The sequence below is a fragment of the Mycetocola sp. TRD_SC_2 genome, assembly GCF_055361225.1.
Map to the genome: position 1 here is coordinate 2,063,892 of NZ_CM143954.1, position 14,213 is coordinate 2,078,104.

13 protein-coding genes are annotated in these 14,213 nt (G+C 64.8%); 7 read left to right on the forward strand and 6 right to left on the reverse strand.

Features of this window, described 5'->3' with window-relative positions; translation table 11 throughout:
• The first annotated feature begins 127 nt into the window (after positions 1 to 127).
• Together ACWA1Q_RS09910 and ligD are read left to right on the forward strand one after the other, a co-directional pair.
• Positions 128 to 1,003 (forward strand): manganese catalase, encoded by an 876-nt coding sequence (locus ACWA1Q_RS09910; protein WP_463757036.1) that lies wholly within the window; start codon positions 128 to 130, stop codon positions 1,001 to 1,003.
• An 80-nt stretch (positions 1,004 to 1,083) separates the two neighbouring features.
• On the forward strand, positions 1,084 to 2,316 hold the full coding sequence (gene ligD, locus ACWA1Q_RS09915) for a non-homologous end-joining DNA ligase (RefSeq protein ID WP_463757038.1): 1,233 nt from the start codon (positions 1,084 to 1,086) through the stop codon (positions 2,314 to 2,316).
• Positions 2,317 to 2,413: 97 nt separating this feature from the next.
• On the opposite strand, the gene ACWA1Q_RS09920 is transcribed toward ligD, so the two are convergent.
• Positions 2,414 to 2,668 (reverse strand): hypothetical protein, encoded by a 255-nt coding sequence (locus ACWA1Q_RS09920; RefSeq protein WP_463757040.1) that lies wholly within the window; start codon positions 2,666 to 2,668, stop codon positions 2,414 to 2,416.
• 44 nt (positions 2,669 to 2,712) lie between these two features.
• Entirely contained in the window at positions 2,713 to 3,219 is a 507-nt protein-coding gene (locus tag ACWA1Q_RS09925) for an SDR family oxidoreductase (protein ID WP_463757041.1), read from the reverse strand.
• Positions 3,220 to 3,230: 11 nt separating this feature from the next.
• Between ACWA1Q_RS09925 and ACWA1Q_RS09930 the strand changes: the two genes are divergently transcribed.
• The 3 genes from ACWA1Q_RS09930 to ACWA1Q_RS09940 all read left to right on the forward strand — a co-directional run bounded on the left by ACWA1Q_RS09930 (position 3,231) and on the right by ACWA1Q_RS09940 (position 6,027).
• On the forward strand, positions 3,231 to 4,214 hold the full coding sequence (locus ACWA1Q_RS09930) for a sigma-70 family RNA polymerase sigma factor (protein ID WP_463757043.1): 984 nt from the start codon (positions 3,231 to 3,233) through the stop codon (positions 4,212 to 4,214).
• A gap of 66 nt (positions 4,215 to 4,280) precedes the next feature.
• Positions 4,281 to 4,670, forward strand: a complete 390-nt coding sequence (locus ACWA1Q_RS09935; RefSeq protein WP_463757044.1) for a VOC family protein — start codon at positions 4,281 to 4,283, stop codon at positions 4,668 to 4,670.
• Positions 4,671 to 5,550: 880 nt separating this feature from the next.
• The gene (locus ACWA1Q_RS09940) at positions 5,551 to 6,027 is read left to right on the forward strand and encodes a SecDF P1 head subdomain-containing protein (protein WP_463757046.1); all 477 of its coding nucleotides are present in this window, start codon (positions 5,551 to 5,553) and stop codon (positions 6,025 to 6,027) included.
• A gap of 1,119 nt (positions 6,028 to 7,146) precedes the next feature.
• Here ACWA1Q_RS09940 and ychF read toward each other — a convergent pair.
• A complete protein-coding gene (ychF, locus tag ACWA1Q_RS09945) occupies positions 7,147 to 8,250 on the reverse strand; it encodes a redox-regulated ATPase YchF (protein ID WP_463757047.1) in 1,104 nt (367 codons plus the stop codon).
• 6 nt (positions 8,251 to 8,256) lie between these two features.
• A complete protein-coding gene (locus ACWA1Q_RS09950) occupies positions 8,257 to 9,192 on the reverse strand; it encodes a DMT family transporter (RefSeq protein WP_463757049.1) in 936 nt (311 codons plus the stop codon).
• Positions 9,193 to 9,368: 176 nt separating this feature from the next.
• Here ACWA1Q_RS09950 and ACWA1Q_RS09955 point away from each other — a divergent pair, with 176 nt between their 5' ends.
• A complete protein-coding gene (locus ACWA1Q_RS09955) occupies positions 9,369 to 10,793 on the forward strand; it encodes a DNA recombination protein RmuC (RefSeq protein ID WP_463757050.1) in 1,425 nt (474 codons plus the stop codon).
• Positions 10,794 to 10,991: 198 nt separating this feature from the next.
• On the opposite strand, the gene glpX (ACWA1Q_RS09960) is transcribed toward ACWA1Q_RS09955, so the two are convergent.
• Both glpX (ACWA1Q_RS09960) and glpX (ACWA1Q_RS09965) read right to left on the reverse strand, forming a co-directional pair.
• Complete coding sequence (glpX, locus tag ACWA1Q_RS09960) at positions 10,992 to 11,978, reverse strand: class II fructose-bisphosphatase (protein ID WP_463760835.1); 987 nt, start codon at positions 11,976 to 11,978, stop codon at positions 10,992 to 10,994.
• Between the two features lie 84 nt (positions 11,979 to 12,062).
• Complete coding sequence (glpX, locus tag ACWA1Q_RS09965) at positions 12,063 to 13,025, reverse strand: class II fructose-bisphosphatase (RefSeq protein ID WP_463757051.1); 963 nt, start codon at positions 13,023 to 13,025, stop codon at positions 12,063 to 12,065.
• Between the two features lie 94 nt (positions 13,026 to 13,119).
• Here glpX (ACWA1Q_RS09965) and fbaA point away from each other — a divergent pair, with 94 nt between their 5' ends.
• Positions 13,120 to 14,145 carry a class II fructose-bisphosphate aldolase gene (fbaA, locus tag ACWA1Q_RS09970; protein ID WP_463757053.1) on the forward strand — a complete coding sequence of 342 codons (1,026 nt, stop codon included), beginning with the start codon at positions 13,120 to 13,122 and terminating at the stop codon, positions 14,143 to 14,145.
• Positions 14,146 to 14,213: the final 68 nt, after the last annotated feature.

A 14,213-nucleotide genomic window follows, 5' to 3' on the forward strand; every position in this document is an offset into this window, starting at 1 on the left:
GGTCGCGTGATTACTTCCCCCTAGACGGTCTTTTTTCTCCCGAATAGCGTGTGGATCAACTCACTCGCCCGGCGGGTCATCCGGACCGGCCACTCCCGAGGACGAGTTCGACAAGTGGGGCAGGTCAATGTTCTTTCACAGGCAGGAACTCCAGCACAAAGCATCACCAGACAAGGCAGATCCACAATTCGCGCGAAGGCTCCAGGAAGTACTCGGCGGCCAGTACGGCGAGATCACGGTGGCCATGCAATATGGCTTCCAGGCGTGGAACTCACATCTGCCCGGCAAGTATCGCGATCTCCTCTATGGGATCGGCGCCGAGGAATTCGGCCACGTCGAGATGCTCGCGATCATGATCGCCCAGCTTCTCGAAAAGGCACCTGCCGAAGACATGGAGTCCGCGGTGAACTCGGACCCCACGCTCGCCGCAGTGATCGGTGGCATGGACGTGCAGCACGCGATCGTCGCCGGTGCCGGTGCGCGACCGGTCGACAGCAACGGAAACCCCTGGCAGGGCTCGTTCATCACCGCGAGCGGTAACCTCCTGGCAGATTTCACCGCCAACGCCAACGCCGAGATGCAGGGCCGCGTTCAGGTAGCCCGGTTGTGGCACATGACCGATGACCATGGCGTGCGCGACCTGCTGTCGTTCCTGCTCGCCCGGGACACGATGCATCAGAACCAGTGGATCGCAGCAGCTCGCGAGCTGCAGGAGGAAGGGTTGGAGGGCCTGCCGGTGCCGAACAAGTTCCCACTCAAGAACGAGGAGAGGGACGTGGCGTACACCTATCTCAACTTCTCCGACGGCAAGGAGGCGGCGAACGGATCGTGGGCGTCCGGGCCGACTCCCGATGGTCTTGGCGAGTTCAGTTATGCCGAAGGGCCCGGGTCGAGCGTGCCGATGCCGCCACCGACGCAGCCGGATGTCGACCTCTACGGCACGATGCCCGTTCCCGGGCCGGTCGGCAAGGCCGCCGCTGCTGTGAAGGACGCACTCACGTAAGACCGGGCCGAGGGCTGTCGGACCGGTCTCTGCCGGTGCGGCAGCCCTCGCCTCCTCGCATCCCGACGGAATGGGTCATCATGAGTCCGAAAAGTCCGACGACGACGCTGGAGGTAGCCGGTCACGAGGTGCCCATCTCCAACCCCGGCAAAGTCGTCTTCCCCGCGCCCGGGATCACCAAGCTCGATCTGGTTCGGTACTACCTCGCGGTGTCGGACGGCGCGCTTCGGGGCGCTGCGGGAAGGCCCATGGTCCTCAAACGCTTCGTCAAGGGCATCGACCAGGAAGCTTTCTTCCAGAAGCGCGCGCCGGAGAAACGCCCCGAGTGGATCGACACCGCCACTCTGCACTACGCGTCGGGAAATTCCGCCGAGGAGGTGGTGGTCCGGGATGCCGCGGCCCTCGCGTGGGTCGTGAACCTCGGTTGTGTCGACCTCAATCCGCATCCGGTGCGGGCAGAGGACCTCGAGCACCCCGACGAACTTCGGGTGGACCTCGATCCGATGCCCGGAGTCGACTGGCGCCAGATCGTCGACGTCGCCATGATCGCCCGAGAGGTTCTCACCGATCACGGCCTCGTCGGATGGCCGAAAACGTCCGGCTCTCGTGGCATCCACATCTACGCGCGGATCGAGCCTCGCTGGGACTTCCGTCAGGTGCGACTGGCTGCAGAGACGCTGGCCCGCGAGGTCGAACGGCGGGCGCCGGGGCTCGCGACCGCGCGCTGGTGGAAAGAGGAGCGCGGCGAAAGCGTCTTCGTCGATTTCAACCAGAACGCGAAGGACCGCACCGTGGCATCCGCGTACTCGGTGCGACCCCTGCCCGACGCACGAGTGTCGACACCGCTCGACTGGGATGAGGTGCCGGGCTGCCGTCCCGAGCAGTTCACGGTGCGCACCGTGACCGGGCGGTACGCGGAGAGGGGCGACGCGGCATCCGGAATCGATGACGCAGTCGGCAGTCTCGATTCTCTGCTGGCCCTCGCCGAGGAGATGGGCCCGGCAGAGAAACCACCGAAGTCGTCGGACGGGTCTGGCCGGCGAGCATCGACGATGCCCCTCATCGAGATCGCCCGGGCGAAGACGAAGCCTGAAGCGCTGGAGGCGCTCGAGCGGTGGAAGTCGCGGCACTCTGATGTGGTGAGCCTGCTCGAACCCGCCGATATTCTCGTCGACGGGATGCGAGGCTCGAGTTCGCTCTGGTATCGGATCCGGGTCAACCTGCAGCATGTGCCGGAAAAGAAGCGGCCGGAGCAGGCAGAACTCGAGGTCGACTATGACCCGTGGGCGGGCAAAACACCGCCCGCAGCCTGACCTCATCCCACGGGGAGCGGCTCGAAGCGACCCCAGGCAACGAAGACTCCCGGAAGGCTCAGCCTGATGTTGTTCCTCGGGCCCAGTCGCGCACCTTTCAGCTTGCTGCACCGTCATTACCCACGGAGACGGCCGGAGTCGCTGCGGCACATCGCTCGGCGATGAATTTCGCCCAGCTGATCGTCGCACGCGTCGCCGTGGAACCGGCGAGGTTGTCGCCTTCCCGGTAGGCGCGCCCGATCGTGCCCGGCACATGGATTGGCAGCTTCCGGCGGCGGTGGCCGTAGAAGTCCCAGTAGGTGGCGAGTAGTTGCGGGACGTCGAGCACCTCCGGTCCGACAAAATCTGTCACGCGACCGGCCGGTGCCGCGAGGGCAAGTTCGGTCAGGCGGAAAGCTACCTCGTCAACGTGTACCGGCTCGAAGCGGAGCCGCGCGGTACCGGGCTGACCGGCATCCGGGCGAGAGTCCTGACCACGGGGAGAACGAAGTCATGCAATTGAGCCGCACGAACCACGGTGTAAGGAACTCCGGATTCCGCGATGGCTCGTTCCGCATCGTGTTTTGCGCGAAAGTATCCGATCGGCATCCTGTCGGCGCCGACCACCGAGATGAGAAGAAGGTGCCCGATCCGTGCAGCGCGTGCTGCGCCTGCCAGACGGCGGGCCGCAATGCCGTCGCCCTTCGCGCCACCGGCGAGGTGTACCACCGTGTCCACTCCTCTGAGCGCGTCCGGTACGCCCGCGCCCGTGACGGTGTCGCCCGTCACGTATTCGATGCCTGGCTCGTTTTGGCGCGGGTTTCGGCTCAGGATGCGGATGTTTCTGCCCGCCTCCCGAAGGAGGGGGACGACTCGACTTCCTATCGTGCCCGTGCCTCCGGTAACGAGAATGGGTGTATTCATAGTTCGTCTCCTTGTTCGACGTCACATCGAGGCTGGCTGCCTCGTCGGTATGGAGACGATCAAAACGGGGAGAATGTGACATGGCAGATCAACACATCCTGGCTCAGCACTTCGAGAACGCGCGACCGCGGCTGGTCGCGATCGCCCGAAGACTGCTCTCCTCGCATGCAGATGCCGAGGATATGGTTCAGGAGACCTGGCTGCGCCTGTCGCGCGCCAATGCCGACGACATCGACAACGTCGATGCCTGGCTGACCACCGTGGTTTCCCGGGTCAGCCTTGACTTGTTGCGCGCGCCGCGCCGCACCCGCGAGCGCTCATGGCAGGTCGAGCCGTGGCGAGATGAACCCATCGCACAAACGGCCGACCCCGCGGTCGACCTCGAGCGCAGCGACCAGGTAAGTGTTGCTCTTCTCGTCGTGCTCGAGACACTCAGCCCGGCCGAACGCGTGGCCTTCGTCTTGCATGATGTCTTCGGTATTCCCTTCGAGGAGGTCGCTGAGGCGCTCGACCGATCGCCGGAAGCGGCCCGCCAGCTTGCCTCGCGTGCCCGGCGGCGCCTTCGAAATGCACCCGGTGATCCCCCAACGCGGCCGCGTCATGCCCGCGCACTTGTCGACGCCTGGCTGCGCGCAGCGCAGCACGGAGATTTCCCGGCGCTGCTCGGGCTGCTCGATGACGGTGCCGTCTTGCGGGCCGACTACGGTGCCAGCAACCAGATCGTCGAAGGCGCGAGGGCCATCGCGGAGCAGGCGGTCCTTACCGCGCGTCTCGCTGCGCACGCGGTGCCTGTGCTGATCGACGGACATCCGGGCGTTGCAGCGGTTCTCAACGGTCGGGTCATTTCGATCATGGCGTTCACGATCGCGGAGGGAAAAATCGTCCGCCTCGACGTCCTCGCGGACGCCGCGAGACTGACTCAGCTTGATGCGGCAGCTGTCCTCGATGAGCGGCCCATGGCGGTGAACTCCTCGCAAGGCAACACTCTCCTGTGAAGAGGGGCGCGGGTACGATGCCGGGCGTGCATAATCGAGAAATCAACCTTCGACGCAGGAGGCGAAATGGAGCGCGTGACCGGCATTGGTGGGCTTTTCTTCCGTGCCCGAAACCCCGAAAGTCTGAGCCGCTGGTACGCGGCGCATCTGGGCGTTGACCCGGCACCCGAGTCCTACGACGTGTCATCGTGGCGGCAGGAGGCGGGACCGACCGTGTTCACAGCCATGGAAGCCGATTCTTCCCACTTCGGCAGCGCCGAACACTCGTGGGCCGTCAATTTCCGGGTCCTCGATCTGGATGCCATGGTGCGTCAACTCGAGGACGCGGGCATCGACGTCGAGGTCGATTCAGCAAGCTACCCGAACGGTCGGTTCGCCGACCTTCACGACCCGGAAGGGAACCCCGTCCAACTGTGGGAACCGGCTGGTGCTGACGTGAATCCCCCAACTGCCTGAGACGTCGACGAACTATTCACCCTGGCGCTCTCCGGCGGCGAGCTACCTGCGCCAGAGCCACTTCCCCACAGGGGGTGAGTCGCGATCACGCCCACCACGAGAACGAGGGATGCGGCGATAAGCGCAGCCTCAACACCGGATACCTGCTGTCGCGAATACCAACGGATGCCGAGGGGAACCGCATATCCTCCCCCGATGATTACGGCCCACGCCAGAAGCACCCAACCCAGCAGCCACGTAAGAACAAACAGCTCCTCGGCGGCGGCGCTGAGGAACCCGACGACATCACCGATCGACAGCGAAATCGCTGCCCCCACCGACAGAGCAAGGGCAGCTATTGGAATCGCTACCGACGCACGCGCTTGTCGTTGCTCCATGCGGCAAATCTATTCCGCAGGACGATGGTCGGTAATGACGAGCTTCGGACGCCCACGGCGAGTGGTTTCCTCCACTGATACAACAGGCGCTCCCAGCCAAGTGCTCGCTACTGCCGAGTCTCATTGAAGGCCCAGATACCGCGTCCGAGGTCAGACGTTGAAGCGGAACTCCACCAAATCGTCGCTCGATTGCTGCGGCCATGACGCGACATTGTCGTCCCGCCGCGAGTGATTCGGTGAAGGAACCCTCTCTGCGGAACAGGCCGTCGCTTGTATTACTCCTAGTTGAAGGTGTGGTTTCTAGGCGCGAGTCCCAGGTCTCGTAGTCTTCGAGGCATGGACGCGAGTGCGCCGGCGAGCAAACGAAATTCTGGCTGGATAGCTGGAGCTTGTCTGATTTCTCAACATCGGACCGTGACTGTCTTCTCCAATCGTGACTGTCTTCTCCAATAGAGTGGCGCGGAGAGCTATGCAATCGACTCCGCGCCTGAGAAAGGATCTTCATGACTTCTCGAACGACTAGGTGGTCTCTGGTCCTATTAGTGGCGTTAACGCTCAGCGCGTGTTCCGCTCCCGATAACACCGGCGAAACATCATCTGGTTCCGGGGGCATGATCGAGTTGGCGGTATCAGAAACATGCGTTGAAGGGTCTGACCCAGAGTGCATTTCGGTCAATGGTGAGAATGTTGTTCTTCCACCTGAGTTTGAAGGAGCGGGCGTTAAGGACGCCGCTGTCGCCAAAGGTCAGGGGCAGACTGCGGTCGACGTGACGTTCAACGAGGACGGCGCGGAGATTCTCCACAAGCTAACGAAGAAGGCCGCCCAGGCCGGAGACAAGACGCTCCTCGTCATGAAAGTCGGCGACGAGGTACTAGCTGCCGTCAGGGTGATGGAAGCGTTGGAGGGCGATTATGTTCAGATCATTCTCTCGCCAGACGAGAGCGCAGAGGACGTCGTCGACTCAATCCACCAAAGCTAAGGAGAGTCGCGTCTGACGTTCGACAAAATCGCGGGTCAGTGTGGTTGAGGATGCGGCTTTTGCCTTGAGATGGCGTGCGCGTGCATTTTTGTTGGACGACGGTTACGTCCGGATGCTGGGGCGGGGTTCTCGAGCGTCTCGCGCCGGTCTGCTAGCCGGACCTTCATCGGACGTCAGTCCGCCGTCCAAGTTCTCGCGCATCAGGACAAGGTTGTAAATCACTCAGTCTTCGGGGGCAGGCCGCGACCAGCCGACTTCCATTGACGTGTTGGCCGAGTTCGCGGGCCGTCACCGGAGCAGCAGCGAGCCCATAAGGGCACTAGGCCGCCCGCCGGCCGAGGGGTAAAGTTCGCCCTATGCAGACCCGACTCGTCTCCGTCCTCACCTTTTGCTCGGTGGTGCTGTTCGCGGCGACCGGCTGCACTTCCTCTTCTCCTCCACCCTCACCCTTCCCGCCGGCGTCACCCTCGCCTGCGGCGCCTTTATCCCTCAAGCTCATCACGTCCCAGGACCCCAATCTGAGTGGGATGGACGCTGCGATGAGAATCACGCTGACGGCTGATGAGGATGGGTGCGTGCACTCCGCGTGGGCTGAAGGTTCAACCGCGCTCGTCTGGCCGCGCGGCTACACGGTCAGAGGCGATAGCGATGACTTCGAGGTCCTCGACGCTACAGGGATGGTCGTGGCACGTTCCGGGGAACCCATGATGATCGGCGGTGGAGGAGGAACGGGTGTCGAAGGGTCGTGGGCTGACGATGAGTGCGTGAAGGATCGTGGGTTAACGATGAGTGCGTGGAAGGTGATGTACATCGTGGGCGCGCTACCACGGCCCTGAGGGCGGCCGTAGTTGTCAGCGGTCGGGGTAGATAAGACCGATCGCCCTAGGTGACATGTTGGGACGCCCACCGGTACACGGACCTCATCCGGCTCGCCCCGACCATGCACGGTGGACCCTTGGACCGTCAGGCCAGCCCAGTCCCGCAAGACCCGCCCGAAACGGATTCCCACTTTGGAGCCCCATACGGACACACACGTCAGTGACGTCGCACATTTCCGTCTCTGGCGAACGTTCAGATTGTCGTTTTTAAGTGAAGGATGATCTGAGCGTTGCGGGGCGCTTAGTTCGCCTTTTTGGCTCCGGAGCCTGATGCCCCTCCATGCCGGAACTCCACCACGTCGCCATCGGCCATGACGTAGTCCTTGCCCTCCATGCGGGCCTTACCCTTGGCCCGAGCTTCGGCGACGGAACCGGTGGCGACAAGGTCCTCGAACGAAATGATTTCGGCCTTGATGAAGCCACGCTCGAAGTCCGTGTGGATGACGCCGGCTGCCTGAGGCGCCTTGGCGCCCTTGGGGATCGTCCAGGCACGGGTCTCTTTCGGGCCCGCCGTGAGGTAGGTCTGGAGCCCCAGCGTGTCGAATCCGATCCGCGCTAGCTGGTCGAGACCGGACTCGGCCTGGCCGGTCGACTCGAGAAGTTCAGCGGCTTCAGCGGCGTCGAGGTCGATGAGCTCGGATTCGAGCTTGGCGTCGAGGAAGATTGCCTGCGCGGGCGCGACGAGAGCGGCGAGCTCGGCAAGCTTCACGTCGTCCTGCAGCACACCCTCGTCGATGTTGAAGACGTAAATGAACGGCTTCGAGGTCAGCAGCCCGAGTTCTTTGATCGGCTCGAGGTCGAGACCGGAGCTCGACAGGGGCTTCCCGGTGTCGAGGTACTCCTTCGCTGCCAGAGCTGTCGACAGCACGGCCGGGTCGAGTCGCTTGCCCTTGACATCCTTCTCGAAGCGCGGCAGCGCCTTCTCGATCGTCTCGAGGTCGGCGAGGATCAGTTCGGTGTTGATGGTCTCCATGTCGCCGGCCGGGTTGACCGCGCCGTCGACGTGGATGACGTCTTCGTCGGAGAATCCGCGAACGACCTGGGCGATGGCATCCGCTTCTCGGATGTTGGCGAGGAACTTGTTGCCGAGCCCCTCCCCCTCACTCGCGCCACGCACGATGCCGGCGATGTCGACGAACGACACAGCGGCGGGCAGGATGCGTTCGCTGCCGAAGATCTCAGCGAGAACCGGCAGGCGGGAGTCGGGGAGGTTCACGACACCCACGTTCGGTTCGATCGTGGCAAACGGGTAGTTTGCCGCGAGCACCGAGTTCTTGGTGAGCGCGTTGAAAAGGGTTGACTTGCCGACGTTGGGGAGACCGACGATTCCGATAGTTAGAGCCACAAGGGTCTATCGTACCGGCCCGGACTCCGAGATCCCTGCGCCAGCGGCGGTCGACGGCGTCGGGATGCTTCGCTCCCCTCGCGCAGGACGGCTCGTCAACCACACCCCGGTGATCACGAGAGCGCCGCCGAGCAGCTGCACCAGGGTAATCGGCGTGCCCATGGCGAGAGCGATCAGGGCGGTGAACACGGGCATCAGGTTGAGGTAGATCCCGGCTCGCGCTGCGCCGATTCTCTTGACCGAGATGTTCCAGAGCATGAGGCTCAGCACCGACGGGAAGATACAGATGTACAACACGCCCCACCAGCCGGCGGTGTCGAGGGTGACCGGTCCGCCGATGGCGAGCGCGATCGGGGCGAGCGCGACGGCCGCCATCACCGCCTGGACCGCAGCGGATGTCACGGGGCTGGTCTTGAGCGTCCGTCCGATGATCGTGTATGCGCTCCACACGGCGACAGCGCCGAGCATGAACAGCCCGCCGACGTTGTACTCCGTCGTGAACACCTCGAGCAACCGGCCGTGGGTGAGGATGAGGAGGACGCCGAGCAGGGAGATGAGGAGTCCCGCGATGCTGCTGCGGCGCATCCGCTGCCGGATGATCAGCGCGGCGACGACGGCGATGACCACCGGATTGGTGGCGCCGACGAGCGCGGTATCGAGAGCTGTTGTGCGCGCGAGGGCTTCGTAGCTGAACAGGCAGAATGCGACCAGGCCGAGCGATGCCTGCAGCAGATGCATCGGCCACTCCCGAAAGGCTTCGCGCCAGTTCGGCCGCTCGAGCATGGTGGCGAACACGATGAGCAGGGGCGCGGCGACGGCCCAGCGGATCGCCGTGAGCTGCAGCGGTGTGATGTCGCCGGCGAGGAGATTGCCGACGACGTAATTGCCCGACCAGAACAGGGTGGCCAGCACGAGGAAGAGGTACACGCGCCACGAAGCCATTGCTCGATCGTATCGAGTCCTTCATGGCGCCGTGCGGATGTTGCGGCACCGTTCGAGGGACGCAAAACGCTGCCAAACGCGCGCGTGGGAGCAGGTTGCGTCCCTCCAAGGCACGGATTGTGGCGCGCGGGCAGCGGTGCCCGCACCGTGTCGGCGGTCGGGTACACACTGGGGGCATGGACCCTCTCCTCACCCTCGTGCTCGGACTACTGCTCGGCGCCGTCCTCGGTGCACTCGCGACGCTCGTCGTCGTGCGTTCCCGCCGGTCCGGGGCGGATGCCACGGGTCCCGTGGCAGAAGCACGGCACGAATCCGAGCTGGCCCGGCTCCGCGCCGTCGAGGCCGAGCGGCACGCGCAGCTCTCCGAACTCCTCGCCCGTGCGGAGACACGGGCCGACGCCCTGCAGGAGCGGGTCGATGCCCAGCGCGAGCAATACCAGGATCTCGTCGACCGGCACCGGAGTGAACGCGAACAGGAGGCCGAGCGCGTCCGCTCCGAGAGCCTCGTGCTGCAGGCGCTGGCACCGGTACGCGAGAGCCTGCAGGAGATGCAACAGAAGGTCGCCGAACTCGAGACGCAGCGCACTCGTCAGCACGGTGAGCTCGCGCAGCAGCTGCGGAGCGCGACCGAGTCCGAGGAACGGCTGCGGTCCACTGCCGAGTCTCTGGCCGCTGCCCTCAACAACAACTCGACGCGCGGTGTCTGGGGAGAGACCCAACTCCGCAGCGTTGTTGAAGCAGCGGGGCTCCTCGAGCGGGTCAACTTCGACGTGCAGTCGAGCATCACGAGCGACAGCGGGGCCGGCCGGCCAGACATGGTCGTGTACCTGCCCGGCGGCAAGAGTATCGCCGTGGATGCCAAAGTTCCGTTCAGCTCGTACATCGAGGCGAGCGCCATCCCGCTGACGGCATCCGAACCCGAACTCGCGCGGCGTGCCCAGCTGATGAAGGACCACGTGAAGGCGGTGCGCAACCACATCGTCGCGCTCGGCAGCAAGACCTATTGGGACGGCCTGGATGCCAGCCCTGAGATGGTCATCGCGTTCATCCCGAGCGAGTCGCTCGTCTCGAGCGCCCTCGAAGCCGACCCCACCATCATGGAGTTCGCGTTCAGCAAGCGCGTTGCCCTCTCCTCCCCCGTCACCCTGTGGTCGGTGCTCAAGACTGTGGCGTTCAGCTGGCAGCAGGACGTCGTCTCGCAGGAGGCGAAGACTCTCTTCGATCTCAGCCGCGAACTGTACGGCCGACTCTCGACGATGGCCGGGCACATCGACAAGCTCGGTCGTTCGGTGAAGGCGACGGTGACCGACTACAACCGCTTCGTCGGGTCGCTCGAACGCCAGGTCTTGCCGTCGGCGCGCAAGCTCAACGTTCTCGATGAGTCGAAGACGATTCCCGCACTCGCTCCGCTCGAAGACACGGCGCGTGACCTCGCGGCTATCGAACTCGTCTCCGAGCTGGATGCCGGCGGCGGGCTCCACGTCGACCCCTCCACGGTGCTCGATGCAGCGTCCGTGCACGACAGCGTCATCCCACCGCACGTGCGCGATCGTGCGGCGGCCGAGTCGGCGCGGCCGGCGCCGGTCGCCGACGAGAAGTAGCAGCCGTCACACGCCTCGCGGTCACGCGCCGCGCTGCTCGGTTAGCAGTGGTCGCCCTCCCGCTGCCCGGTCACAAATGGTCGAAACACTCAACAAACTCCAGCCGAAAGTGACCGAGCAGCGGGCCACCACAGCCAAAAGTGGCCGAGCAACCCCCTGCCGGGCACGAACGGCGCCGTCAGGCAGTGACCGCCGCGGCTACAACCACTTCGCGGCGAGGTGGTCGGCACTGATCCGGCGGATCGTGCCCGACTTCGACCGCAGAACGACGCTCTCGGTCCGGATGATCGGGCCCATCCGGCGCACCCCGGCAACAAGTCCACCGTCGGTGACACCTGTGGCAACGAAGAAGGTGTTGTCGCTGCTGACGAGCTCGTCTGCTTCGTACACGTGATCCATCTTGAGTCCGGCGTCGATTCCGCGCTGGCGTTCGACGTCATCCTTCGGCGCGAGCACACCCTGGATGAACCCGCCCAGGGCCTTCACCGCACACGCCGTGACGATCCCCTCGGGGCTTCCGCCGATGCCGACACACATGTCGATGCGGGTTCCGTACCGAACCGCGTTGATCCCACCCGCGACATCACCGTCGAGCATCAGTCGCGTTCCAGCACCAGCAGCACGCACCTCGTCGATCAGTTGCGCGTGGCGCGGGCGGTCAAGGATCGCAATCGTCATGTCCCCGACCTCCTTGCCCTTCGCTTTCGCGAGCGCACGGATGTTGTCACCAATCGGATTCCGGATGTCGACGATCCCGATTCCCTCGGGCCCCGTGACGATCTTGTCCATGTAGAACACGCTCGAAGCGTCGAGCATCGTCCCGCGATCCGAGACCGCGATCATCGACAACGCGTTCTGACGCCCGGCAGCGGTGAGGCTCGTGCCGTCGATCGGATCGACGGCGATGTCACACGACGGGCCACGCCCGTTGCCGACCCGCTCCCCGTTATAGAGCATGGGCGCTTCGTCCTTCTCGCCCTCGCCGATAACCACGACACCGTCGAAGTTCACCGTGCCGAGGAAGGCCCGCATCGCGTCAACGGCGGCGCCGTCCGCTGCGAGCTTGTCACCCCGCCCGATGTATGGAACAGCCCGAATCGCGGCCGCCTCGGTCGCTCGCACGAGTTCGAGAGCGAGGTTGCGGTCGGGATGGGTCAGCAGGGAAGAGGTGTCTGGGCTCACAATGGTCCTATCGAGAACGTCGTTGGTTGCGATGGCGGGTTCGCGTGGACATTTCCACCCTATCGGCGGGATGCCGGTCCGGTCACGTCACTGCACGGATGTGCGCGCGGACGTCCTCCGCAGGAGAATCCCCGGACCTGCGCTCCACGATGCCGTGACCACGTGGGATCCGTCGAGGCGGACGCCGGGGAGCAGACGCCCGGAGTCCAGCCGGCAGTCGGTGATCGCGGTGAGGAAGAGCCAGGCATCGCCGGAGCAGAGGTCATCAAGTGCGAGCACGCGCGACGGGTCCAGCCCGGCGTCCCTCACCCGGGCTGCTTCACGGCGACGCTGCGGCGCGAGCCGGCCCTGCATGTGGCCGCCGAGAGCCCGGATAGCTGCAGCGGTCAGCACCCCCTCTGGGGCGCCCCCGATGCCGACGACAAGGTCGATGGCGGTGCGGGGCTGCGCGGCGAGCAGGCATCGCTCGACGTCACCGTCGGCGAAGAGGTCCACCCGCGCACCCGCCGCACGTGCCGCTGCGACGTACTGGTCGTTTCTGGGCCGGTCCTGCACCGCGACGACGAGATCGCCCACCGCGGTGCCCCGCGCCGACGCGAGCCTCGACAGGTTCTCTGCGAGCGGCGCATCGAGGTCGAGGAACGCACCCGAGGCATCCGTCACGAGCTTCTCCATGTAGTGGGCGGGGCCGATGTCGAAGAGAGTGCCCCGGGCGGCGACCGCCAGGACGGCGAGGGAACCGGGCAGGTTCTCGGCGGCGAGGCGCGTGCCGTCGACCGGGTCGACGGCGATGTCGACCGCCGGGCCGGTGCCGCTCCCGAACCTCTCCCCCAGGTGAAGCATGGGCGCTTCGTCCTTCTCCCCCTCACCGACCAGCACGAGCCCGTCGACGTCGATCCCGGCGAGAGCATCGCGCAGCGCGGTGACGGCGACCCGGTCGACCTCGTTCTTGTCGCCCGATCCCAAAAGGCCCAGCGTTGCGACGGCAGCATCCCGGGTGGCACGGGCGAAGCCCTCGAGGACGTCCGCGGGCAGGCTGGGTGAGGTCATTCGTCCATCCTGCCCTGTCCGACACACGAGAACCGGCGAGAAGGGGCATCGCTACACTGATTGGCGAAGACATCCATCTCGTCAAGGAGAAGCTATGCCCGTCGCAACCCCAGAGCAGTACGCCGAAATGCTGAACACCGCAAAGGCGAAGGGCTTCGCCTACCCCGCGTTCAACGTGTCGAGCTCACAGACCATCAACTCCGTACTGCAGGGACTGACTGAAGCCGGCTCTGACGGCATCATCCAGGTCACCACCGGCGGCGCCGACTACTTCGCCGGCCACACGGTGAAGAACCGTGCAGCGGGCGCCATCGCCTTCGCGAAGTTCGCCACCGAGGTTGCGAAGAACTACCCCATCACCGTTGCACTGCACACGGACCACTGCCCGAAGGACGCGCTCGACGGCTTCGTCATGCCGCTCATCGCCGCCTCCGAAGAAGAAGTCAAGGCCGGCCGCAACCCGCTCTTCCAGTCGCACATGTGGGATGGATCGGCTGTTCCCCTCGACGAGAACCTCGACATCGCGAAGGACATGATCAAGCGCACCCGCGCGATCAACGCCATCCTCGAGGTCGAGATCGGCGTCGTCGGCGGCGAAGAAGACGGTGTCAGCCACGACATCAACGAGCACCTCTACACGACCCTCGACGACGCGATCGCCACGGTTGAGGCTCTCGGCCTCGGCGACCAGGGCCGCTACATGGCCGCACTGACCTTCGGTAACGTGCACGGCGTCTACAAGCCGGGCAACGTCAAGCTCAAGCCGGAACTGCTCAAGGAGATCCAGGAAGGCATCGCCGCCAAGTACGGCACGAGCGCCAAACCGCTCGACCTCGTCTTCCACGGCGGATCAGGCTCGACCGACGCCGAGATCGCCGAAGCTGTCGCGAACGGTGTCATCAAGATGAACATCGACACCGACACCCAGTACGCCTACACCCGCGCGATCGCCGACTACATGCTGAAGAACTACGACAGCGTGCTCAAGGTCGACGGTGAAGTCGGAAACAAGAAGATCTACGACCCCCGCGCCTGGGGCAAGGTCGCAGAGTCCGCCATGGCCGCTCGTGTCGTCGAGTCGACCCGCCAGCTCGGTTCCGCTGGCCACTCGAAGGGCTAGCCAGCCGGTTGTGAAAATGACGGATGCCCCGACCGAGTGGTCGGGGCATCCGTCTTTGTTCGTGGTGC

Excerpts from the sequence above, each read along its gene's own strand:
- ligD (WP_463757038.1), top strand. The coding sequence starts at position 1,084 with ATGAGTCCGAAAAGTCCGACGACGACGCTGGAGGTAGCCGGTCACGAG.
- ACWA1Q_RS09950 (WP_463757049.1), bottom strand. The coding sequence starts at position 9,192 with ATGGCTTCGTGGCGCGTGTACCTCTTCCTCGTGCTGGCCACCCTGTTC.
- ACWA1Q_RS09925 (WP_463757041.1), bottom strand. The coding sequence starts at position 3,219 with ATGAATACACCCATTCTCGTTACCGGAGGCACGGGCACGATAGGAAGT.
- ACWA1Q_RS09940 (WP_463757046.1), top strand. The coding sequence starts at position 5,551 with ATGACTTCTCGAACGACTAGGTGGTCTCTGGTCCTATTAGTGGCGTTA.
- ACWA1Q_RS09955 (WP_463757050.1), top strand. The coding sequence starts at position 9,369 with ATGGACCCTCTCCTCACCCTCGTGCTCGGACTACTGCTCGGCGCCGTC.
- fbaA (WP_463757053.1), top strand. The coding sequence starts at position 13,120 with ATGCCCGTCGCAACCCCAGAGCAGTACGCCGAAATGCTGAACACCGCA.
- ACWA1Q_RS09935 (WP_463757044.1), top strand. The coding sequence starts at position 4,281 with ATGGAGCGCGTGACCGGCATTGGTGGGCTTTTCTTCCGTGCCCGAAAC.
- glpX (WP_463757051.1), bottom strand. The coding sequence starts at position 13,025 with ATGACCTCACCCAGCCTGCCCGCGGACGTCCTCGAGGGCTTCGCCCGT.
- ACWA1Q_RS09910 (WP_463757036.1), top strand. The coding sequence starts at position 128 with ATGTTCTTTCACAGGCAGGAACTCCAGCACAAAGCATCACCAGACAAG.